Consider the following 22,409-nt stretch of genomic DNA (forward strand, 5'->3'; position numbering starts at 1 on the left):
CAGCTCTCCTTTTGAAATAAGAGATATGCTCTATTGTAATGGAATGCATTCTTTTTGATAAGCGGTCGTTTTATGATTGAAAAAAAGGATACAAATTAACATGATTCGATCATGCGACCAGGAGGAACCGGCGACATGAAACATGAAATCGTGCAATCGGACATTACGGTTGTCGGAGGCGGATTGGCGGGCGTCTGCGCGGCCATCGCCGCGGCGAGACAGGGGAGAACGGTAGCGCTCGTGCAAAACCGGCCGGTGCTCGGAGGCAACTCCAGCAGCGAGGTGAGGGTGTGGGTATGCGGCGCCACGGCTCACGGCACGAACCGGTACGCCAGGGAAACGGGAATCATGGGCGAGCTGTTCGTCGAAAATCAGTACCGGAATCCGGAGGGAAATCCGTATTTCTGGGATCTTGTCGTTCTGGAAGCGGTAAAAGCCGAACCGAACATCCGGCTGTTTCTCAATACCGACGTTCATGAAGCGGAGGCGGGGGAAGAGGAGGGCCAGCGCGTCATCCGGTCCGTAACGGGCTGGATGATGGGCTCCGAGCGGCGCATCCGGTTCGAGAGCCGGATGTTTCTCGATTGCACCGGCGACGGGCTTGTCGGGTTTTTGGCCGGAGCGGAGTTCCGGCTCGGCCGCGAAGCCCGCAGCGAGTACGGCGAGGAGTGGGCGCCGGAAGTCGCGGACGACATTACGCTCGGCAGCACGCTTCTGTTTTATACGAAGGATACGGGCAAGCCGGTCCGCTATGTCCCGCCGTCGTTCGCGAAAGATATCGCGACGACGTCGATTCCGTTGAAGCGCGTCATCCGCAGCGGAGACAACGGCTGCCATTACTGGTGGATCGAATGGGGCGGGGAGCTCGATACCGTTCATGAAAACGAGCGCATCCGCGACGAGCTGTGGTCGGTCATTTACGGCATTTGGGATTACATCAAAAATTCCGGAAAATTCGACGCCGAAACGATGACGCTCGAATGGGTCGGCTCGCTGCCGGGCAAGCGCGAATACCGCCGCTTCGTCGGGGACTACGTGCTGAACCAGAACGACATTCTCGCGCAGCGGCCGTTCGACGATCGCATCGCGTTCGGGGGCTGGTCGATCGACCTGCATCCGCCGCAAGGAATGTACGCGACGGAGAGCGGATCGAAGCATCTGCACGCGGATGGCATTTATCACATTCCGTTCGGCTCGCTCTATTCGCGAAACGTCGAAAATCTGCTGTTCGCGGGGAGGAACGTCAGCGCTTCTCACGTCGCGTTCGGCTCGACGCGGGTGATGGCGACGTGCGCGGTAATGGGCGAAGCGGCCGGCGCCGGCGCCGCGCTGTGCGTCGGCAAAGGCGTCACGCCGCGCGAGCTGCGGGAGCGGCACATGCGGGAGCTGCAGCAGACGATGCTGAAAAGCGACGCCTCGATTATCGGCCTCCGCAACGAGGACGAGGCCGATCTTGCGCGGAGGGCTTCCGTCAGCGCTTCGAGCGCGATGACGCGCATCCGGGTCGATCGGGCCGAAACCGCCTATCCGCTTGCAGCGGACGTCGGCATTCTGTTTCCGGTCGACGGGCCGATCGGCAAGCTCGAGCTGCTCGCGGAGGCGGACGAGGACACCGTGCTGCGGGCGGAGCTGTGGGATACGGGCAGGCCGGAAAACTACGTGCCGAAGACGAAGCGGGAGGAGTGCGAGGTGAAGGTAGCCGCGGGCGAGCGCGCCTGGGTAACGCTGCCGCTTTCGGGCGGCGCGTTCGAATCGCCCGCCAACGCGTTCCTGATCGTCCGCGCCAACGGGCGTGTCCGCCTGTTCGATTCGCTCGAACCGGTAACCGGCGTGCTCGCGTTCGAAAGGGGGGCGAAGCCGGTCGTCTCCTCCGATCTGGAGGATCACCAGCCGGATCAGCCGGTGATCGAATGGTCGATGCGGGGGCGAGCAAGGCGCCCGTTCTGCTTCGCCGCCGATTCCGGCGCGTACGGCCCGGACAAGGCGATCGACGGCTTCGCCCGTCCTTACGGCGGCCCGCACATGTGGGTGTCCGAGCCGCTGGCCGAAGGACGCGCCGAATGGCTCGAACTGGCCTGGGAGTCGCCCGTTCATGCGGCGGAAATCCATTTGACGTTCAACGACGACGTCAACGAGGACTTGATCAATCTTCACCACCACGAAACGCCGTTCCCGATCATCCCCGAGCTGGCGCGCCGGTATCGGCTGGAGGTTCCCGACGGCGCGGGCTGGAGAACGATCGCCGAAGCATCCGGCAACCGGAAGCGCAAGCGCGTGCACAGGCTGGATCAAGCCGTCGCGGCCGACCGCCTGCGCCTCGTCGTCGAGGAGACGAACGGCGGCCCGCGTGCGGAGCTCGTCGAAATAAGGGTCTATGGCGATTGAGGCGTTCGGGAGCTTGGCGGCTATACGGTTTCGGCACGCAGGCTGACCGCGTTCCGCCCGTTCCGTTTCGATTCGTATAGAGCGGCGTCCGCGTCGCGCAGCAGCGATTCCAGCGTGTCGGCGCCGTCCGCGATTTGGGCGACGCCGAAGCTGGCGGTGATGCGGACGCGGGCGTTTTGCGTTTCCAGCGGCTCGCTGCTTAGGGCGATCCGCAGCCGATCCGCGAGGGCGGCCGCAGCCTCGATGCCGGTTCGGGGAAGGCAGATGGCGAATTCCTCGCCGCCGTAGCGGGCGAACAGCATGTCCGGCGAGAGCAGCCGGCGGATCGCGGACACGGCGAACACGAGCGCCCGATCCCCGGTTTCGTGTCCGTACGTGTCATTGATCCGCTTGAAATGATCGATGTCGAACAACACGAGCGAGAAGGGGGAGCCTGAAGATTGGGCTTCCTCCAGCATCTTTTTGCCCCGGAGCAGAAACTGCGTGCGGTTCAGCAACTGCGTCAGGCCGTCATAATACGCAAGCTGCCGGAGCCGGTCCTCCAGCCGCTTCTGCTCCGTCACGTCGATCAGCATGAGCAGCGTGCCGAGCGAGTCGCCTCTTTTGCTCGTCACCGTCGAGGAACGGACGAGATAGGTCGCCGCGCGCCCTCCGTTCGTCCACTGAAGCTCTTCTTCCGCTCCGTCCAGGCTGCGGACGGCGGGAAAGGCGGTTCCCGTCATTCCGATCCAGGCTTCGTCCAGCGTTTTGCCGATGACGCGGCTGCCGAACGCGGGCAGCATTTCGCCCAGCGCGCGGTTGAAGTCGACGATCCGTCCGGCCGCGTCAAGGACGATGACGCCTTCCTTCATGCTTTCGAAGATGCTGTCCTTGGCGATCGGCACGATCGTCAGCATGCGGCTGGTGACGATCGCCCAGATGTTCATGGCGGAGGTCAGGCACAGCACGACGGGCACCGGGTCCATTCCTTGCGGCGTCACGCCCATTAAATAAAGAAAAGCCGCCAAAATGGGGACGATCTGCGAAAGGATCAGGACGGCAAGCTGCAGCCTGTACGTTTTTTTCGTCTGTTTCCATCGCCGGAGCAGCAGGACGAAGCCGGCAAGCAGGCAGCCGAACGTATAGGCGCCGTGAACGATGTACCACTCTCCGACGGCGATGTCCACGAGCGGCTTCGGGGAAGATTCCCGCAAATAAATCGACTGGTAAAACAAGTGATGGAAGTCGTTCGTCGCCACCATCGCGAGCGTAATGGCGGGGATGACGAACATCGCGGCGGCCGTTTTGCGGGCAACGGTTCGGCCCGTGTAGCGCATAACGAGAAGCAGGCCGAGTACGACGGAAAACGGCATCCCGACATATTCCACGACGATCCAGCGCTTGATTTCCGCCAGCGTGTCGCTGGCGAGCTCGAACGCGTAACCGAAAATATAAATGGCAAGCGCCGCATTGTAGAGCACGAACAGGCTTGCGCTAGGAACGCTTTTCCGCTTGAGAAAGGCGTACAGGCCAAGAAAAACGCTGAGCACTCCCGAAGTTGCGGCCAGCGTGATAAAGATGGTAATTTGCGATTCCATCGATTCCGTTCCCCGCTGTCAAAAAACGTCGACTTCCTCTCTAATATTACTAGAAGCGGAGCGGGTTAGAAATCATTTTTTTAAGTCGAAAGTCCCGCCGCGGAGGACGGCAAGGCCGCAATTAGGCTCGCCGTTACCCGGATTGGCGCACGATCAGTTCGGCCGAGAGCACGATTTTCTCGCGAAGCGCATGCGGCTGCGCAAGGCGACGGAGCAATGCATGCACCGCCCGCGCCCCGAGCTGCTCCTTGGCAAGGTGGACGGTCGTCAGCGGCGGACGCGCGGCTGCCGACGGCTCGATATTGTCGATGCCGACGATGCGGCACGGATGCGGTACGCCGATGCCGGCCTCTTCCAGCGTCTCGGCGAGCGCCATGGCGATGCGGTCGTTGGCGCAAACGAATCCGTCCGGGACTCCCTCGTCTCCGGCTTCGATTACGCGCCGCCGGAGATGCTGGGCGAAGTCGCCGGACCCGTACGGCACCGTCCATTTTCGCAGGACGCATCCGGTCTCCGGGCGCGTCTTCTTCCATTCGTCCGCCGTCAGCTTGCAGCCCCACCACCGCTCCTTGAAGCTGACGGCGAACCGGTCCCGGCCGACGAACGCCAACTTTCGGCAGCCTTGCGAAAGCAGATGGCTGCACGCGAGCCGCGCCGCCTCCAGATTGTCGTTCCATACGGTATCCGCGCGCACGAGCGGATCGTCGTGATCGATCACGACGACCGGCGCTTTCAGCCGGTTCAGGGCAAGCAGACGCTGCCGCGGGACGGAACCCATAACGATGACGCCCGCCGCCGTCTCCGGCCGCCCGCCCGGATCGTCCGCGAATCGCATGCCGAATCCCGCCTCCCGGCATGCCGCTCCGATGCCCTCCAGCACCCTTTTCCAAAAATCCGGTTCTTCGCGGTATTCCGGCCTGACTTCGATCGCGATAACGGGCGCGGCCGGTTCGGCCAAAGACGGTTTGCCGGCCAGTATCGGCGTGTCGGCGAACAACGGCGTGTCGCCGGACGGCAGCGTGTCGCCGGGGGACGGCAGCGTTCGGCGTGACGGCACGGGCGCGAAGGGAAGCGGCGAAGCCTGCGCCCCCGCGCGAACGGGCTTGCTTCGGTAGCCAAGCGTTTCCGCCATCTCCAGCACCCGAAGTCGCGTTTCTTCGCCGATTCCCGGTTTCCCCGACAGCGCCTTGGACACGGTATATTTCGATACGCCGAGCCGGTCGGCGATCGTCTGCATCGAAACTTTGCGCAAAGCGAACATCTCCTTCGGCTAAAGCCGGCATTATTCATAATGCCGAAAAACGGAAAATCTCCTGTTGACATCCTCGGAGAAACGGCTTACATTGTCCATGATTTGAGGTTAAGAGCCTAACAAACCTAACAAAAATTATATCAAATCCAATGTCCGATTCAAGGAGGAACTATGAGCAAAATCGTCGTTTTCTACGATCCGGATTTTCCGTACGAGGGAACCCGTCCCGATGAGGAAACGCTGGCTTCGTTAGGCCGTTCGTTCGTCATCGCGGGCGCGGCCGGTTTGGGCGAAGCGCTCGCCGAGGCCGATGTTTTCGTCCATTTGCACGGTCCGCATTTCCCGAAGGAGGCGTGGCCGTCCGTCTTGCGGCATGTCCGCTCCGGCAAAGGCCTCGTTTCGATCGGAGGCGCGCCGTTCCGGATCCCCGTCAGGCCCGACGGCAGCGGCTGGTTGGCCGAACCCGAACAAACCGCATACCACCGGCAGCTGCACATTCACGAGGCGCTGCGCATCGATCCCGCGCGGATCTCCCGGCTTGCGCACAACCCGGATCTTCCGCTTTTCCGGCAGGAATCGCTGTTCACGGTCGAAGCCGCCCGCGGCCTCGTCCTTCATGCCACGTGGGCCGACGACAAGCCGGACGAGCTCGGAACGTCCGGTCCGATGGACGCCCACATTTATCCGCTGCTGACGGGCGTCGGCGGCGTTCCCGAACGGGAGCTGGCGGCGCCGGCAGTGCTTCTGGAGCATACGAAAGGCGAATTCGCGGGAGGCCGCTGGATCTTCGTTACGCAGCCGGTCCGCGAGGCGTTCTGGTGCGCTGCCGGACTCGAGGCTCTAACCGAATGGGCGAGCTTCGTCGCCGCGGGCGTTACCGAAATGTGGCTCAAAACCGCATTCGCCACGTACGATCCGGGCGACCGCGCGGCCCTGACGCTGCAAATCCAGCGGCTTGCGCGGACGGAAGGGCAATCGGGCGCGGCGTCCGGGCGATCGCAAACTTGGCGCGCCCGGCTGAGCGTCCGGAAAGCGAAAACGTCAGCAGCGGCCGCCCCCGAGACGCGAGTCGGGCATCCGAAATCGGATTTCGATCCGGTCTGGAGCGAAGAACGCGCCGTAACGGCCGGAAGGGAGCTCGGCTTCGAGCGGTTCGTCCTGCCTTTCGAGGTGGAGGCGGGCTTTTATCTGGTCGAATGCGAGATGGCGATGCCCGATACGGGGGAGCGGCGAACGCTGCGCCAAGGGTTCTGGGGAATGGACGAAAAGCTGCTGCGGGAAGGGGAGTTCCTCCGCTGCGGCCGCGATTATTTCGAGAAAGACGGCCGCCCGTTCCCGGTCGTCGGCATGACGTACATGTCGAGCGACGTGGCGCGGAAATATTTGTTTTTGCCGAACGCGGCGGTATGGGAACGGGATATGGCCCGGATGAAACGGGCGGGCATCAACCTGATCCGCACCGGCATTTGGTCCGCCTGGCGGCAATTCATGTTCGTCGACGGGCATGCGTACGAGGAAACGCTGCGCGCCATTGACGCGTTTTTGCTGACGGCCAAGCGCTACGATCTGGAAGTGACGTTCAACTTCTTCTCGTTTACTCCGGAAATGTGGGAGGGAACGAATCCGTATCTCGACCCTCGCAGCGTCGAGGCGCAAAAGCGGTTCATCGCGGCGGTCGTTTCCCGCCATGCCGAATCGAAGCACGTGCATTGGGATTTGATCAACGAGCCGTCCCTGTTCGACCCGAAGCGGATCTTCGACGGCCCCCGTTCGGCTGGAGACCGGTACGAGCGGGAGGCGTTCGCGCGGTGGCTTCGCGATCGGCACGGCGATATCGCCTTGCTCCAGGAGCGCTGGAACATGACGCCGGAGGAGCTGCCTTCGTTCGAAGCCGCGTTGCCGCCGGAACCGGGCGATATCCCGTTCGGCACGACGGAAACGATGGAGAAAAAAGGGGGGCCCTGGCTCGACTACGCGCTGTTCACGATGGAGATGCACAACCGGTGGGCGAGGCAGCTGTCGGACACGATCCGCAGCTTTCAGCCGAAGCAGCTCGTTACGGTCGGCCAGGACGAAGGGCTGGGCGCCCAGCGGCCGTCCCCGTTTTTTTACGCGGAAGCGGTCGACTATACGACCGTGCATACGTGGTGGAAAATGGACGACCTCGTCTGGGACGGCGTGTTCGGCAAGGACCCCGGCAAGCCGACGCTCGTTCAGGAGACCGGCATCATGTACGTGGAGGCGCCGGACGGGCGCGCGAAGCGAAGCGAGCTTGAGCTGAGAAACATTCTGGAGCGAAAATACGCCTACGCATTCGCGACGGGCGGGGCCGGCGCGGTGCAGTGGATTTGGAACATCAACTTTTACATGCATAACGTGAACGAATCGCATATCGGGGCGCTGCGCGCGGACGGCACGGAAAAGCCCGAGGCCGCGGTTTCGTACGATTTCGGCGCGTTTATCGGCGGCATCCGGGATTTGTTCCGCGGCCGGAAGCTTGAGGAAACGGCCATCGTGTACCCGTATTCGAACGACTTCTCCCATCGCCCGCTGGCGTGGGACGCGACGACCCGTTCCGTGCGCACGCTATCCTATCGGATGAACGTGCCTGCGCGCGGCGTCGGCGAGTATCATCTGGATGCGCTGACGGATGCGCCGCCGAAGCTGATCGTCGTGCCGAGTCCCCACAATTTCAGCGGCGAAGCGCTGGAGCGGCTGTTATCGCAAGTCGAGTCCGTCGGCGGGGTCCTGCTGTTGACGGGGCCGGTCGGACTCGACGCGTATTGGCGGCCCGCGGAGCGGCTGAAGGAGCTGCTCGGGGCGGGCGAGGTCGTCAACCTGCTGCGGGAAGAGCGGGTATCGATCGGCGGGACGGTCTGGCCCGCGTCGTTCGGGGGCGCGCGCATAGCCGACAGCTTCAAGCAGCTGGCCGAGGGCGCGTCCGGGAGCGGGCCGTCCGCGGTCGTCGAGGCGGCGCACGGCAAGGGAACGCTTCTGTGGTGCCCGCTGCCGCTCGAATTGAACGAGGACAAAGCGTCGCTGGCCGCCTTGTACCGGTTTGCGTTGGCGCGCGCAGGCGTCGCGCCCGAGCTGGAGTGGCTGTCCGGCGGGGATTTGCGGGGGGTATACGGCCGCAAGCTCGAGATGAGCGAAGGCAGCTTGTTCGTCTTCGTTTCCGAATTCGGGGAAGACGCCGATATTTCCGTCAAAGATCCCGTCACCGGCACGGTCTATTCGTTTACGTTGGAATGCGAACGGTCGGTGCTGTTCGCGGCGGATCGGGAAGGACGGCTGCTGTCGGTGTACCGACCCGGGGAAACGGCGGTAGCGGCGAAGGGAACGGCGGCACGCGGAGGGGAGACCGTCCGGGATTCGGCCGGCGGTTAAAAAAGGGAAGGGGCGAAGCGTTTCGGGCTTCGCCCCTTCGTCGCGCGCCCCCGTTGATCCGGCGATCAGGATTCGCAAAAAACTCCGACCCGCCGGCAGCGGTACGCTGCTTTCGGACCGGTCCATCGGCTGAATATAACGATGCTACGGCCGCTTATCCTTCAAGCCGCAGCTCCCTCATTTTGTTGTACAGCGTTCCGCGCGAAATGCCGAGCAGCTTGGCCGCCGCGCTTTTGTTGCCGAGCGTCTTGGCAAGCGCTTCCTCGATCAGCGCCTTTTCTTCTTGTTCCGTAGCTCGCGTCTTTAGCGCCTTGAACTGCGGCTGGCCGGCCTCGGACTCGCTCCTTTCGAGCTTCGGCTGCTCCTTCTGCAGATGGGCCGGAAGGACGGACAGCCCGATCCGCTCGTCGTCGCTCAGGATAACGCAGCGCTCCACGACGCTCATCAATTCGTTCAAATTGCCCGGCCAGTCGTAATTGGCGAAAGCGAGCAGCACCTCCGGATCGAATTGCGGGACCGGTTTTTGATATTGGAGGGCGAATTGGCGCGCGAACGTCTGGACGAGCGACGGCAGGTCTTCCTTCCGCTCGCGCAGCGCCGGCAGGACGATGGAAATGACGTTCAGGGCGTAGTACAGATCGGAGCGGAACGACCGTTCCCGGACCAGCTCGCCCAAATTTCGCTCGGTCGCCGCGATAATCCGGGCGCGAACCGGAATCGGTTCCGTTCCTCCGACGCGATAGACGGTTTGCCGCTGCACATATTCGTAAAGCTTCGCCTGCACGTCCGGCGGCAGACGGTCGATTCCGTTCAGAAACAGCGTGCCCCTGTCCGCCAGTTCCAGCTTTCCCGGGCCTCCCGCGCCGTTTCCCGTAAACGTGCCCCCTGATAGCCGAACAATTCGGTTTCCAGCAGACCGTCCGGAATCGAAGCGCAATGAACGGTCAAAAACGGCTGCTTCGCCCGCGGGCTGAGCTGGTGGATCATGCGCGCGAGCTGCTGCTTGCCTACGCCGGGTTCGCCGACGAGCAGCAGCGGATTTTCCGTTCCGGCCGCTTTGCGGGCGAGCCGGACCGCGGTTTCGAGCCGCCTGCTTTTGCCTTTGATAAAAGGAAACGGCTCGTCGGCGGCCGCCCGATCGTCGGGGAGCGACGCATGCGCCGACATCAGCTCGTCGTTCAGCCGGACGAGCTGCGTAATGTCCTGTTCGGTGGCGATGCCGCCGATAATGCGCCCGTCCTCGTCCAATACCGGGGAAGCGTTGATCAGCACGTGATTGCCGGGGCGGGGACGGTGATACGTATTGCGCACGGTGCGTCCTTCGTCCAGCATGCGGAGCACGACGAGCGCATCGGGCTGAAAATGCTCGCCGATGCGGCGCCCGACGATGGTATCCCGGCCGATGCCGTACGTTTCTTCCGCAACGCCGTTCCAGCAAATGACGGTGCCGGTCCGGTCGACGACCGTTACCGCGTCGGACACCGTTTCGGCCAGCGTTTGAAAATACGAAGCGAAGCGCCGTCTTTCCCGGAGGAAGTAGGCGAGCAGCTCGCCGATCCGGCAGTAGCCGGCGATCGTCCCGTCCGCTTCCCGGAACACGACCGGCCGCGATGCGCCGGCCAGGAGCCGTTCGAGCGTTTCGAAGCGGCCGGCCGCGACATCTTCGGAAGCAACGACGGGAGACCGCAAGCTTTCGTACCGCTCCAGCCATTTCGCGGCCGGTCGGCCGGTTTCGCCGAACAGCGGCTCGTCCTCGGCCGTAAACAGATAAGCCCGATCGCCCGCCGGCATATAGACGGCAACGCCGCCGCGCAGCCGCTCCGAAATTTCGTTTGCGGGGTCGGTCGGGGAGGCGGTATGGAATTGTCGATGAATCGGAAACTGTTCAGGTTTGAACATGTGCAACCTCGCAAAAGGATCGTAAAGTAGGTACGTTCGGTTTAAATGTATCATGTGCAGCAGCCGGAAACAACAAGACGCGAGGTTGGGGGAGCCGGCGGAAAACGGTAAACGTGAGGCGGCACCCGGAATATACTGTATAATCTTAAACACCGATGGACAGCCGCCGCTGAGTCGTTGAGCCGCGGCGAAGGAGGCGACTTGTCGCAATGAGAGTGGGCGACCTGTTTCGGACGATGGGAAAAAGCCGTCTCGCCAATCGGGCGGCGCGCAAGTACGGGCTTCGTTTCGGCGCCTCGCGTTTCGTTGCCGGAGAGACGGTCTCCGCCGCGATCGAAGCGGTCCGCAGGCTGAACGCTTCGGGCATCGCGGCGACGCTCGACCATCTGGGCGAGTTCGTCGCCGGCGAACAAGAAGCGCGGCTTTCGGCCGACGCCGTCTTGCGGACGCTGGACGCGATCGCGGAGGCAGGCATCGATTCCAACGTGTCGGTCAAGCTGACGTCGCTTGGCCTGGACGTCGATTTCGGGGCGTGCGAGAGCCATATGCGGCGCATTTTGGAAAGGGCCGCCCGGTACGGGAATTTCGTCCGCATCGACATGGAAGATTATGCGCACTGCCAGCCCGCGATCGAGATGTACCGAAAGCTCGGACGGGATTACGACAACGTCGGGATCGTCATCCAGGCCTATTTGTACCGGTCGGAGCGGGACGTGAAGGAGCTGCGGGAGGTCGGCGCGAATTTGCGGCTCGTGAAGGGAGCCTACAAAGAAACCGCCGATGTCGCCTACCCGGATAAAAAGGACGTCGACGCGAATTTCAAAAACCTCATCCGGAAACAGCTGCTTGGCGGCGGCTACGCGGCGATCGCCACCCATGACGAGGACGCGGTCGAATACGCGAAGCGGCTGGTCCGGGAATACGGCGTCTCCGGCGACCGTTTCGAATTTCAGATGCTGTACGGAATCGGCGAGCCGCTCCAGCGCAGGCTCGTTCGGGAAGGCTATAAAGTGCGCGTGTACGTTCCCTACGGAATCGACTGGTTCGGCTATTTTATGCGCCGCTTGGCGGAGCGCCCCGCGAACGTTCGGTTCGTATGGGATCATTTGTTCAAAGGCTGAGCGGAGCCTATGGATTTTATCAGGCAAAGTCCAATCAAGCGGGAGAGCTTCGGCGAAATAGCTTTAATGCTATCTATAAGCCAAACTAATGTTAAATGCAGAACAATTAATTATACATGATGATAATCGAACGTTAAAATAAAAATGACAACGATTTCATTTTTAACGATTCGAGGAGGAAACGGACATGGCAATGGAAAATCGTTTTAAAGACAAGGTTGCCGTCGTGACCGGCGGCGCTTCCGGGGTCGGGCATGCGATCAGCCGGCGTCTGCTGGCGGAGGGAGCCAAAGTCGTCGCGGCGGATATCAACAAAGACCGGTTGGACGCCCTGCAGGCCGAACTCGGCGATTCGTTTGTCGGCGTCAAGACCGATGTCACGCAAGAAGCGCATGTGGAGGCGCTCGTGGGCGAGGCGGTCGAACGGTTCGGCGGATTGGACATCGCCTTTAACGTAGCGGGGGCTTCGAAGGCCGGAACGATCATCAATCTTTCCGAAGCGGATTGGGATTTTACGGTCGATCTGTGCCTCAAAGGCGTATTTTTAAGCATGAAGCACGAAGCGAAGGCGATGACGAAACGAGGCGGCGGCGCCATCGTCAACGTCGCGTCGCTCAACGCCCATGTGCCGATGTATTCGGGCTCGGCCTACGCTTCGGCCAAAGCGGGCGTCGAGATGCTGACGAAAAACGGCGCGCTGGAGATGGCCCGCAACGGCATTCGGGTGAACGCGATCCTTCCCGGCCTGATCGAGACGCCGCTAACGGCGGGGCTTTTGCAAAGCGAGGAAATTACCGCGGCCTACATGGAGCGCATTCCGATGGGACGCGCCGCGAAGCCGGAAGAAATGACCGGCCCGGCGCTGTTCCTGGCCAGCGACGATGCCGGTTACGTCTCCGGGGCAAGCCTGCTGGTCGACGGCGCGTGGGCGACGAGCGGGTACCCGGATCTGAGCCGCTGGTTTTCCTGATCGCCGGGCCAAGGCTTAAAGGCTGTTTTTCTCCAGCTCGCGCTGAAAGCGGCCGATGCAGTACTCGCATAAAAACGATTTTTGCTTGGCCTCGGATTTGAGCCAGCCGATTTGCGTTTCGCGCTGAGGGAACGAGGCGATTTCGACCATGGCGAATTCGCCGTTCCGGTAGGCGGGATGGTGAACGAACGAGTAATCGTGTCCGACGGTGACCGCAATATTTTCCTCAAGGGCGGTTTGAATCGCTCCGGCGTTGTTGGTGGTAAAAAGAATCGAAGGCTCTCCGTGCCGCGAGCTGAAGTCGGCGATAAAATCGTCCAGGAAGTTGTCCTGGTAAAGAACCCAATCCAGCTTCAACAGTTCCTCCGGGGAAACGGTTTTTTTTCGCGCGATCGGGGAGTTCCCGTTTGCCATAATGACCAGTTTCACTTGTTTGGAAGCCTCGAATTCAAGGCCGTTCAGCTGCCGGATATCCTTCGGATAGACGGCGACAAGCCCGACGTCGGTCCGGTTCGCCCGAATATCCTCGACGATGGACATCGAGTCCTTTTCCTCGATGGCGATTCGGAGTCGGGGATTTTCTTTTTTTATGGATGCGATCGTCTGCACGAGCAAAGGCATAAGGCCCGGAAACGCCGCGATTTGCAGCTTGCCTTCGATCAATTGCCGGTCATGCAGCGCCGTTTGTTTCATTTCGTTCAGCTCATGAAGCACTTTGAGCGCCTGGCGGACGATTTTTTTTCCTTCTTCGGTCACGGTCGCGCCCGTGCGGGAGCGAAGGAAAACCGCTACGCCCAATTCGGCTTCCAGCCGGGCGATCGACTGGCTGATCGCGGATTGGGTCACGTGCAGATGGGCGGAGGCGGCCGACAAGGATCCCGTTTTGGCGACCTCGACGACATATTCCAGTTGTTCGATATTCATCTTGTAATCCCTCGGAGTTTACTTCGTCTTATAGGAAAGTATAATCGATAAGCATCGCTAAACGAAAGGCTGACGCGATTTTCAAACGATTGGAAAAACGTCTGACTTCGTCCTTGAGAAGACGGTCTTGAGAAATCGGGCTTCCTTGAGCGGGGTGGAGCGGGGGAGCGGGATAACACGGGTCGAGACGGGGTTAGGCGAAGCTTGGTTGGATTTTGTCCAATCAAAACCGGTTTTTTCGCGCAATGCGTCATCTTCGTTGGATTTTGTCCAATCGGGCGGGGCGGTTTCGTCCATTCCAGGCGAAATGGCCGTTTCTCGTTGGATAAAATCCACTCTAGGCCGCGGTTTCCCCGTTTCCCGCTCCATTGATTGGATAAAATCCATTATAGGCAAGCGACCCCCCTCTTCTTGAAAAGGAAGAGAAGGGTCGCTCTTTGGCGGCCGAGGGGTTATTTTCGCTTCGCCGGCGTCCAAAGCGCTTCGATTTGCTCCAGCGATTTGCCCTTCGTTTCGGGAACGAAACGCCAGGTGAACAGCACCGTAATCAGCGACATCGCTCCGAACGTCCAGTAGGTGGCGGCCGGTCCCGCCGAACCGAGCAGCGGGGGGAACGATTGGGAAACGACGTAGTCCGCCGCCCACAGCGCCATCGAAGCGATCGCCGTCGCGCGGCCGCGCACGCGGTTCGGAAAAATTTCGGACAGCAAAACCCAGACGACCGGGCCCAGCGAGACGGCAAACGCCGCTACGTAAACGAGGATCAGCACCAGCACGACCGGGCCCGTGCTTTGGCCCGAGTGAAAGACATATCCGATCAGCAGCAAGCTGATCGTCATGACCGACGAGCCGGCCAGGAGCAGCGCCTTCCGCCCGGCCTTGTCGATCAGCCAGATCGACAAAATCGTAAACGCGAAATTGATGAAGCCGACCAAAATTGTCTGCACGAGCGCCGCGTTCGTGCCCGCGCCCGTTTCCTTCAAAATTTCCGGCGCATAATAAAGAATGGCGTTGATGCCGGTCACTTGCTGCAGAATCGCGATGACGACCCCGACGAAGAGCGCGAACCGAAGGCCCGGCTTGAACAGCTCGCGATAGGTCGCTTTTTTCTCCTTGAAGGAAGCTTTAATATCCAGAACTTCTTGCTTGGCCGCTTCTTCCCCGTGAACGCGGAGCAAAATGGACAGCGCCTCCTCGGCTCTTCCTTGCTTGATCAGCCAACGCGGGCTTTCGGGAACGAGGAACAGAAGAACCATGAACAGGATGCCCGGAATCGCGCCGACGCCGAACATCCAGCGCCAACCTTCGGAAACGTCCCACGCGTCGTTGCCGTAACTCGCGATGCCGGAGTTGACGAAATAGGTAAGGAAAATTCCGGTAACGGTCGCGAACTGGTTAAGGGCGACGAGCCGCCCGCGGTATTGGGCCGGCGCGATTTCGGCATTGTAGAGCGGGCACAGGGTCGAGGTGATGCCGATCCCGAGCCCGCCGATCATCCGGAAAACGATATATCCCGCGAACGTTTCCGGAAGCGCCGAGCCGATCGAACCGACGATGAACAGAACGGCCGCGGCGATAAGCACCTTTTTCCTGCCGAACCGGTCGCTGAGCGTTCCGGACAACGCGGCGCCGACGATGCACCCGATGATCAGGCTGGAAACGGCCCAGCCGACCTGAACGTCGTTCAAATTGAATTTTTCCGTCATGAAGCCGATCGCTCCGGACACGACGGCGGTATCGAATCCGAACAGCAGCCCTCCGAGCGCGGCGACGATCGAGACGATCGTCACGTATTTCATGTTCGGACGGTTTCCTTGTTCGGGCCATGTAACGGTTTTGGTTTTCATGAGCGTTGCCTCCCTTCGCTGCCTTGCAAAACGGCTTCCCGCAAGGGAAGCGAAACCCAGTATAGCATGATGAAAAAGCCGAAGGCGGAACGAACAGCTTCATTAATTTGCGCCAAAACCGCACAATCCTTCGATGCGGCCGCCGGGCGAAAGAACGACGGGGGACGATAGCATTTTTTTGTCCGACCCGCGCAAAAAAATCCGCCTCCCGGAGGAGACGGATCGGCATGCGCGGATGCTAGGATTCCGGCGCAAACGCGGCCCGAAACTCGGACGGCGTGACGCCGGTTACTTTTTTGAACACGCGGCTGAAGTAGTTCGGATCGTTATAACCGACCTCGTAGCTTACTTCCTTGATGCTGAGGCGATCTTCCCCGATAAGCTCCTTCGCCCGGTCGATCCGCAGCCCGGTTAAAAAGTCGATGAACGTCTCGCCGGCATGCTGCTTGAACACTTTGCTGAAATAAAAAGGGTTCAAATGCACGAATTCCGCCACGTCCTCCAGCGACAAGTCTTCCGCGAACCGGCTGCGGATGTAGGCTTTCGCCCGGTCGATGACCGTCGAGGTCTGCTCTTCCCGGATTTCGCGAATGCGGTTCAGCGCGGACATGACGTAACTGCGTTGGGCGGCGTCTTCGGCTCCTTCCCGGGGGAAGCCGACGGCTTGTCCCTGCTTCAAATCGTCGAACGGGCAAATTTGGCCTTCCCGGTCGGAACAGGCGGAGGCGAACACCGCTTCGAAATACGAGCGGCGCAGCCCTTCCGTTCCGGAGCGGAGCGTCCCGATTCCGACCGACAGGCCGATCGCCAGCTCGCCGCGAACCGTGTCGCGAAGCTTTTCGCCGAGCTGCACGGCCTCCGCCTTCCCGTCGCCGTCCGCTTGCTGCGGCTTGCGCGCGAACAACGCCAAATGGTGCTCGAGAATGGAGCTGACGATGCACCGGGCATGGGACTTCGCGTATCGGCGAATCGTCTCGAACAGCATTCGCCTGTCCGGGCCCGATACGTGCCCGGAGAAGGCCAGCACGAGGCAACGGCAATCGTCCAGCGGAAAGTCGAGCCAGGACGCCAGTTCTTCGGGCCCGGCGCCCGAAACCTGATCGACCATCAGCGTGAGCGCCAACTCGTTTTCGACAAGCGGCTGCAGCGCGTATACTCTGCTTTTCAGTTCGAGCTGCTCGGCTTTGGCGTCTTTTTCCCGGTCCAGCTCGTCCTTCAGACGCCGCAGAAGGTTCGCGATTTGCTCGCGGCCGGCGGGCTTGACGATGTATTCCTTCACGCCGAGGGACAGCGCTTCCTGCGCATAGGAAAAGTAATCGTAGGCGGTCACGAGCACAAGCTTGGCTTCGGGCAGCGTTTTCCGGATTTCCTTCAGCGCCTCGAGCCCTTGAATGCCGGGCATCTGCACGTCCATGAACACGATGTGCGGGCGCCGCTCCTCCGCGGCTTCGATCGCCTGCCTGCCGTTTTCGGCGTGAAGGATCTCGAACGTATCGGGAAGCTCCCGCCCAACGATCCACTCCAGGCCTTCCCGTTCCAGCGCTTCGTCATCCGCGATCATCAATCGGTACATCGGTCTGCGTTTCCTCCTTTGTCAACGGGATGCGAATCGCGATCGTCGTCCCGAATCCCGGCCGGCTCCGGATCTCGACGGCGTCGTCGCGCCCGCAGAACAATTGCAGCCTCCGGAACACGTTGCGGGTGCCGAGACCGGACGACTTTCCTTCGGAAGCGAATCCGGCCGACGGCTCGTAGTCCATCCGAAGCAGCGCTTGCCGGGTCTCTTCGTCCATGCCGGCGCCGTTGTCCGCGATTTCCACGATGGCGTTCCGGCCGTCGGGGGCGCGACGCACGGAAAGCCGGATGACGGCGTTTCGTTCCAGGCTTTCGATGCCGTGGACGAACGCGTTTTCGACCAGCGGTTGGATCGTGAGCGGCGGGATCGGCGTGTCCAGGACCGACTCGTCGATTTCGGTTTCGAACCGGAAGCGGTCGCGGAACCGGGCTTTCTGGATGGCGACGTACGCGTCCGCTTGTTCCAGCTCGTCTTTAAGGCCGACCGGCTCGTCCAGGCGGCGCAAATTGTAGCGAAGCATGCGGGACAGGGAGACGATCAGGTCGGACGTCCGCTCCGCGCCTTCCAGCAGCGCCAGCTTCGACAGCACGTTGAGCGAATTGTACATGAAATGAGGCCGGATCTGGCTTTGCAGCGCCTGCAGCTCCAGTTCCTTGACGAGCCGGCTTTGCTCCAGCATTTCGCGGTCCCGCCTCGCGGACGCTTTCAAGTCGGCCAGCATTTGCCGAAACGCGCCGGAGAGCGTACCGAGCTCGTCCTTGCCGGCGGCGGGAAGATCGGGCGGCGTCTCGTAGGTGCGATGTTCGGAGACGTGCTTCGCCGCTTTGACGAGCCGGCCGACCGGATCGGTCACGCCGCGGGAAATCCAGACGGCAAGCGCGACGCCGAGCGCCGTCTGGGCGACGAAGACGGCGGCCCCGAGCCGGTTCATGCGCGCGTTCTCCTCCTGGATCCGGCGGAAAATCGGCTGGTCGAACGCCAGCTCGAGATCGACGAGCCGCTGCGCCTCCTCGCGGACGAAGCCCGCGATTCGTTCGGCCGATTCGTATCGCGACAGCGCATCGGACGGATAAGCTGCGGCAAGGGCGGCTTTCTCCTCCTTTGCCAGCGAGTCAAGAAGCCGAAGGTAGCCGGTCCCGGCGGCGCCCTGGGAAGCGGGGCGAACGGTTCGCTCAAGCTCTCCGGCGCGCCGGATCAACTCCTCGATGCCGCCCGCCGCCCCGGTTCGGCTTTCGGGATTCGGGTCGAGCAAGTGCGCGTAAAGCGCCTGGAGCGACCGGTCCGCGGCCTCGACCGATTGCTTGTAGGCAAGAATGCGATCCATCATCCGGTCGTAGCTTCGCTGGACGATCGTCGAGCTTTGAAAAAGGAAAAAGGTGACGGTATTGGCGAGCAGGACAAGGAGCGGGATAACCAGCAGCAGCTTCGCGCGGATCGACATTTTATTCACCTCCGGAGCCGTTTCCGTCCGAAGGCGCTGACGGGCTTCGGGCGAGCACGGTCGTCGGAACGACGTGCTGCGATTGCCCGAGGGGCTCGCCTTGAAGGAGGGCATGCAGCAGCCGGACCGCTTCTTCGCCCATCCGGTAAGGATGCTGGACGACCGACGCTTCGATTTTGCCCGACTGGATCGCTTCCTTCGTATTTTCCAGATCGTCGAACGCGAACACGCTGACGTCCCCGACGCCAAGGCGCTGGACAGCTTCCGCGATGCCGAGGCCGTCCAGCGCGCTGAAGCCGACGATCGCGCGAAGCTCCGGGAACTCCTGCAGCAGTTCCGCAGCCTGCTCCGCCGCTTGGAGCCGGGAAATGTTGGAGATGCGGACGTCGGCAATCGAGAGGCCGGGATAGCGGGAGACGACGTTTCGGAAGCCTTCGAGCCGAAGCCGCTGATTCGTTGCCTCGCTGCCGAGCAGGACGCCGATTTCGCCCTCGCCGTCCAGTTTGCGGGCGACCAGTTCCCCCATTTGGGCGCCGGCAAGCTCGTTGTCCGAACCGACGTAAGCGATTCGGCGGCTGTTCGGCTCGTCGGCGTCGACGGTTACGACGGGAATGCCCCGTCGGACCGCTTCGTCGATCAACCGCGCGTAGACAGGATCGTTCAAGCCTTGCACGAGCAGCGCGTCGGCTCCCTTGGCCACCGCCTTTTCCAGCAGGCGGGTTTGCTCTTCCGGGTCGATCCGCGTCGGCCCGGCGTATTCGAGCTCCATGCCGTAAGACTCGGCCGCCTCTCGCGCTCCGCTTTCCAGCGATCTCCAGAACGGGTTGTTCAACTCCTGGGAAATCAGTTCGATGCGAAGTCCCGAAGGTTCGCTCGGCGCGGGCGGGTCCAGCTGCGTCGTCAATTTGCGGATATTCAAAGCCGACAGGCCGAAGCCGGCGAGAAGGCCGATAAAGATAAGCGAAAGCAGGATAATGGCCAGCTTCCGAAGTCGGTTCGTCATCGGGGCGTGACTCCTTTGGCGAGAGGGATAATTCGCAAGCCTCATTATAGCAAAAGATGTCCCGATTTTAAGAATTTTAACGGCGGAAGGGCAAAAAGCGGACTGAATGACTGCATGGCTGAGGGCGGCGGGTTTTGCGGGCAGGAAGGGAACCGGTCGGAATTGCGGCAACTGCAACGCTTGTCGGAAACGTCAAGCGGAAACCCCGCTCCAGGCAGAGCATCACTAAATCTTTCCGGATTTCATTACGGCGAGGACATGAAAAAGCTGTTCGGAGAACGGCTCGCATGGGAGCTGGAAACGGATCTCCTCCTCATCAGCCGGATGTCGCTATCGACCTTTACCGCCGCGGCCGCCGCCTGGATCGCCCTGTTTCTCGTTTTCGCAACGTCGGGCAATTGTTCATGTCCATCGCGCTGTCCAATTCGATTTCCCGAACGCTGCCGAAGGAGCGGGCGGGCGTCGGCATGGGGCTGTTTTCGATGCTGAACTTCATGTCCCAGGCGATCGCCGCGGGCATTTACGGCAGGGCGATCGACGCCGGCGCGGCCGCGAGCTGGAATCCGGCCAACGCGTCCGGACGCGGCTTCGTCTTCAGCAACATTTATCTCGTTCTCGCCGTGCTGCTGCTGGCCGTTCTTGCCGTCTATTATTTTCTGCAAATCCGGACGCGAAGCGCGGACGTCGGCCTCGGTCATTGACATCAATTTGGAGGAATGATATAAAAAAAGAGATGCTGGCACTCGAAGGATGAGAGTGCTAATACGATGGCGGAAGGGGTCTCCGAAGTGGAAAAGAAGCAGTTTCAGGCGGAATCGAAGCGGCTTTTGGAAATGATGATCAACTCCATTTACACGCAAAGGGAAATTTTCCTCAGGGAACTGATTTCCAACGCGAGCGACGCGATCGACAAAATTTACTACAAGGCGCTCACCGATGAGAACCTCGTTTTCGACAAGGACAATTATTACATTAAAGTGACGCCCGACAAGCAAAAGCGGACGCTCACGATTTCGGATACCGGCATCGGCATGACGAAAGAGGAGCTCGAAAACAATCTCGGCATCATCGCCAAAAGCGGTTCCCTCGCGTTCAAGAAAGAAAACGAAGCGAAGGACGGCCACGACATTATCGGCCAATTCGGCGTCGGCTTCTACTCCGCGTTCATGGTCGCGGACGTCGTGACGGTCGTCAGCAAATCGCTGTACGGCGACAGCGCCTACAAGTGGGAATCGACCGGCGCGGACGGCTATACGATCGAGCCATGCGAGAAGGATTCGGTCGGCACGGAAATCACGCTGAAAATCAAAGGCAACGCCGAGGACGAAAATTACGACGAATTTTTGGAGCAATACCGGCTGAAAGCGATCATCAAAAAATATTCCGACTTTATCCGTTATCCGATCAAGATGGACGTCACGACGTCGAAGCCGAAAGAAGGCAGCGAGAACGAATTCGAAGACGTGACGGAAGAACAGCGGATCAACAGCATGGTGCCGATTTGGCGCCGCAACAAAAACGAGCTGACGACCGAAGACTACGAAAATTTCTACAACGAGAAGCGGTACGGCTTCGACAAGCCGCTCAAGCACATCCATATCAGCGCGGACGGAACGGTCGTCTACCAGGCGATCCTGTACATCCCGGAAACGATTCCGTTCGATTACTATTCGAAGGAGTTCGAGAAGGGGCTAGAGCTGTATTCGAGCGGCGTGCTCATCATGGAAAAATGCGCCGACCTGCTGCCGGACTATTTCAGCTTCGTCAAAGGGATGGTCGATTCGGAAAGCCTGTCGCTCAACATTTCGCGGGAAATGCTGCAGCACGACCGGCAGCTCAAGCAAATCGCCAAAAACATCGAGAGCAAAATCAAAAGCCAGCTCAAATCGATGCTCAAGGACGAGCGCGAGAAATACGAAACGTTTTTCAAATCGTTCGGCCGCCAGCTGAAATTCGGCGTGTACAACGATTACGGCATGCACAAGGACGTGCTGCAGGACCTGCTGCTGTTCACTTCCTCCAAGGAGAAAAAGCAGGTCACGCTCGACGAGTACGTGTCGAGAATGCCGGAGGAGCAAAAGTACATCTACTACGCGACCGGCGATTCCGTCGAGCGGATCGAGAAGCTTCCGCAAACGGAGCTGGTGGCGGACAAGGGCTACGAGATTTTGTACTTTACCGACGACGTGGACGAGTTCGCGATCAAAATGCTCATGCGCTATAAGGACAAGGAATTCAAGTCCGTGTCGAGCGGCGATCTGGGCATCGAGCCGGAAGAGGGCAAAGGCGAAAACGAGGCCGAAGCAAGCGAGCACAAAGAGCTGTTCGAGCATATGCAGAGCCAGCTTGCGGGCAAGGTAAAAGCGGTTAAGGCTTCCAAGCGGCTCAAGTCGCACCCGGTTTGCCTGTCGGCGGAGGGCGAAGTTTCGATCGAAATGGAAAAAATCCTGAACGCGATGCCGGGCAATCCCGACATGCCGGGGGTCAAAGCCGACAAGGTGCTGGAAATCAACGTGAACCATCCGGTGTTCCAGTCGCTGAAGGATTCGTTCGCGACCGACAAGGAGAAAGTCAACCTGTACACGGCGCTGTTGTACAACCAGGCGCTGCTGATCGAAGGGCTGCCGATTCAGGACCCGGTCGAATTCACGAACGACATTTGCAAAATCATGGTTTAACCGGTTTGCCGGCCCCGCCTTGCGCGGGGCTTTTAAATTCGGCGATCCCGGCCCTCGAGGCTGCGACGCGGGCCGATTCCTGTTACGATTGCGGTTTGAGCGTCATGCCGCCGATGATGGCGGCGACCGCCCGCGCCTCTTCGTCGTCGAGCGTAATCATTGAAAGCATGTCCGCATCCGGTTCGTCCGAGTCCAGATGGAACATTTCCCGGCGATCGTCGTGATGAACGACGATGACGAGCGTTTCCCCGCTGCGCGTCCGAATCTTATATTTCCGGCCGATGCCGGGCAACTCCGTTTCGCGAATATCCAACGCATAACCCTGCCTTTACAAATAATGAGCCGCAAT

Annotated in this window: 16 protein-coding genes and 1 pseudogene; 6 read left to right on the forward strand and 11 right to left on the reverse strand. The window is 60.6% G+C overall.

Going from position 1 to position 22,409, the window contains the following annotated elements; genetic code table 11:
* Positions 1-135 precede the first annotated feature (135 nt).
* Entirely contained in the window at positions 136-2,385 is a 2,250-nt protein-coding gene (locus JW799_RS17995) for an FAD-dependent oxidoreductase (protein ID WP_205430988.1), read from the forward strand.
* A gap of 20 nt (positions 2,386-2,405) precedes the next feature.
* Here the strand turns inward: JW799_RS17995 and JW799_RS18000 are convergent, their stop codons facing one another.
* Both JW799_RS18000 and JW799_RS18005 read right to left on the reverse strand, forming a co-directional pair.
* Positions 2,406-3,962, reverse strand: a complete 1,557-nt coding sequence (locus JW799_RS18000; RefSeq protein WP_205430992.1) for a histidine kinase N-terminal 7TM domain-containing diguanylate cyclase — start codon at positions 3,960-3,962, stop codon at positions 2,406-2,408.
* Positions 3,963-4,095: 133 nt separating this feature from the next.
* Positions 4,096-5,214, reverse strand: a complete 1,119-nt coding sequence (locus tag JW799_RS18005; RefSeq protein WP_240353328.1) for a LacI family DNA-binding transcriptional regulator — start codon at positions 5,212-5,214, stop codon at positions 4,096-4,098.
* Positions 5,215-5,385: 171 nt separating this feature from the next.
* Between JW799_RS18005 and JW799_RS18010 the strand changes: the two genes are divergently transcribed.
* A complete protein-coding gene (locus tag JW799_RS18010) occupies positions 5,386-8,601 on the forward strand; it encodes a beta-galactosidase (RefSeq protein ID WP_205430994.1) in 3,216 nt (1,071 codons plus the stop codon).
* 154 nt (positions 8,602-8,755) lie between these two features.
* On the opposite strand, the gene JW799_RS30430 is transcribed toward JW799_RS18010, so the two are convergent.
* Together JW799_RS30430 and JW799_RS18015 are read right to left on the reverse strand one after the other, a co-directional pair.
* A complete protein-coding gene (locus tag JW799_RS30430; protein ID WP_476695931.1) occupies positions 8,756-8,872 on the reverse strand; it encodes a helix-turn-helix domain-containing protein in 117 nt (38 codons plus the stop codon).
* Positions 8,873-8,907: 35 nt separating this feature from the next.
* Positions 8,908-10,554 (reverse strand): annotated as a pseudogene (locus JW799_RS18015) (sigma 54-interacting transcriptional regulator); the annotation flags it as partial.
* A gap of 155 nt (positions 10,555-10,709) precedes the next feature.
* Between JW799_RS18015 and JW799_RS18020 the strand changes: the two are divergent.
* Positions 10,710-11,621: a proline dehydrogenase family protein gene (locus tag JW799_RS18020; RefSeq protein WP_205430996.1), complete on the forward strand. Its 912-nt coding sequence runs from the start codon at positions 10,710-10,712 to the stop codon at positions 11,619-11,621.
* Positions 11,622-11,808: 187 nt separating this feature from the next.
* The gene (locus tag JW799_RS18025; RefSeq protein WP_240353329.1) at positions 11,809-12,591 is read left to right on the forward strand and encodes an SDR family NAD(P)-dependent oxidoreductase; all 783 of its coding nucleotides are present in this window, start codon (positions 11,809-11,811) and stop codon (positions 12,589-12,591) included.
* A gap of 15 nt (positions 12,592-12,606) precedes the next feature.
* Here the strand turns inward: JW799_RS18025 and JW799_RS18030 are convergent, their stop codons facing one another.
* From JW799_RS18030 to JW799_RS18055, 6 genes are all read right to left on the reverse strand, one after another.
* A complete protein-coding gene (locus tag JW799_RS18030) occupies positions 12,607-13,515 on the reverse strand; it encodes a LysR family transcriptional regulator (protein ID WP_205430998.1) in 909 nt (302 codons plus the stop codon).
* Between the two features lie 81 nt (positions 13,516-13,596).
* A complete protein-coding gene (locus JW799_RS18035) occupies positions 13,597-13,902 on the reverse strand; it encodes a hypothetical protein (protein WP_139787341.1) in 306 nt (101 codons plus the stop codon).
* Between the two features lie 65 nt (positions 13,903-13,967).
* Positions 13,968-15,362 carry a sugar porter family MFS transporter gene (locus JW799_RS18040; protein ID WP_205431000.1) on the reverse strand — a complete coding sequence of 465 codons (1,395 nt, stop codon included), beginning with the start codon at positions 15,360-15,362 and terminating at the stop codon, positions 13,968-13,970.
* Between the two features lie 238 nt (positions 15,363-15,600).
* Entirely contained in the window at positions 15,601-16,935 is a 1,335-nt protein-coding gene (locus JW799_RS18045; RefSeq protein ID WP_080840739.1) for an AraC family transcriptional regulator, read from the reverse strand.
* Positions 16,910-18,379 (reverse strand): sensor histidine kinase, encoded by a 1,470-nt coding sequence (locus tag JW799_RS18050; protein WP_205431001.1) that lies wholly within the window; start codon positions 18,377-18,379, stop codon positions 16,910-16,912. Before JW799_RS18050 ends, JW799_RS18045 begins: the two co-directional genes overlap by 26 nt.
* Position 18,380: 1 nt before the next feature.
* Positions 18,381-19,382, reverse strand: coding sequence for a sugar-binding protein (locus JW799_RS18055; protein ID WP_205431003.1), 1,002 nt, complete (start codon positions 19,380-19,382; stop codon positions 18,381-18,383).
* Positions 19,383-19,669: 287 nt separating this feature from the next.
* On the opposite strand from JW799_RS18055, the gene JW799_RS18060 reads away from it, so the two are divergent.
* Complete coding sequence (locus tag JW799_RS18060) at positions 19,670-20,083, forward strand: hypothetical protein (protein WP_205431005.1); 414 nt, start codon at positions 19,670-19,672, stop codon at positions 20,081-20,083.
* Positions 20,084-20,170: 87 nt separating this feature from the next.
* Complete coding sequence (gene htpG, locus JW799_RS18065; RefSeq protein ID WP_080841082.1) at positions 20,171-22,060, forward strand: molecular chaperone HtpG; 1,890 nt, start codon at positions 20,171-20,173, stop codon at positions 22,058-22,060.
* 82 nt (positions 22,061-22,142) lie between these two features.
* On the opposite strand, the gene JW799_RS18070 is transcribed toward htpG, so the two are convergent.
* Positions 22,143-22,373 carry a cation:proton antiporter regulatory subunit gene (locus tag JW799_RS18070; RefSeq protein ID WP_205431006.1) on the reverse strand — a complete coding sequence of 77 codons (231 nt, stop codon included), beginning with the start codon at positions 22,371-22,373 and terminating at the stop codon, positions 22,143-22,145.
* Between the last annotated feature and the right edge of the window lie 36 nt (positions 22,374-22,409).

The organism is Cohnella algarum (assembly GCF_016937515.1).
Lineage (GTDB): Bacteria > Bacillota > Bacilli > Paenibacillales > Paenibacillaceae > Cohnella > Cohnella algarum.

Bases quoted from the DNA above. Each gene is read 5' to 3' on its own strand.
- JW799_RS17995 (WP_205430988.1), top strand. From the start codon at position 136: ATGAAACATGAAATCGTGCAATCGGACATTACGGTTGTCGGAGGCGGA.
- JW799_RS18000 (WP_205430992.1), bottom strand. From the start codon at position 3,962: ATGGAATCGCAAATTACCATCTTTATCACGCTGGCCGCAACTTCGGGA.
- JW799_RS18010 (WP_205430994.1), top strand. From the start codon at position 5,386: ATGAGCAAAATCGTCGTTTTCTACGATCCGGATTTTCCGTACGAGGGA.
- JW799_RS18020 (WP_205430996.1), top strand. From the start codon at position 10,710: ATGAGAGTGGGCGACCTGTTTCGGACGATGGGAAAAAGCCGTCTCGCC.
- JW799_RS18025 (WP_240353329.1), top strand. From the start codon at position 11,809: ATGGCAATGGAAAATCGTTTTAAAGACAAGGTTGCCGTCGTGACCGGC.
- JW799_RS18030 (WP_205430998.1), bottom strand. From the start codon at position 13,515: ATGAATATCGAACAACTGGAATATGTCGTCGAGGTCGCCAAAACGGGA.
- JW799_RS18035 (WP_139787341.1), bottom strand. From the start codon at position 13,902: ATGGATTTTATCCAATCAATGGAGCGGGAAACGGGGAAACCGCGGCCT.
- JW799_RS18040 (WP_205431000.1), bottom strand. From the start codon at position 15,362: ATGAAAACCAAAACCGTTACATGGCCCGAACAAGGAAACCGTCCGAAC.
- JW799_RS18045 (WP_080840739.1), bottom strand. From the start codon at position 16,935: ATGTACCGATTGATGATCGCGGATGACGAAGCGCTGGAACGGGAAGGC.
- JW799_RS18050 (WP_205431001.1), bottom strand. From the start codon at position 18,379: ATGTCGATCCGCGCGAAGCTGCTGCTGGTTATCCCGCTCCTTGTCCTG.
- JW799_RS18055 (WP_205431003.1), bottom strand. From the start codon at position 19,382: ATGACGAACCGACTTCGGAAGCTGGCCATTATCCTGCTTTCGCTTATC.
- JW799_RS18060 (WP_205431005.1), top strand. From the start codon at position 19,670: ATGGGAGCTGGAAACGGATCTCCTCCTCATCAGCCGGATGTCGCTATC.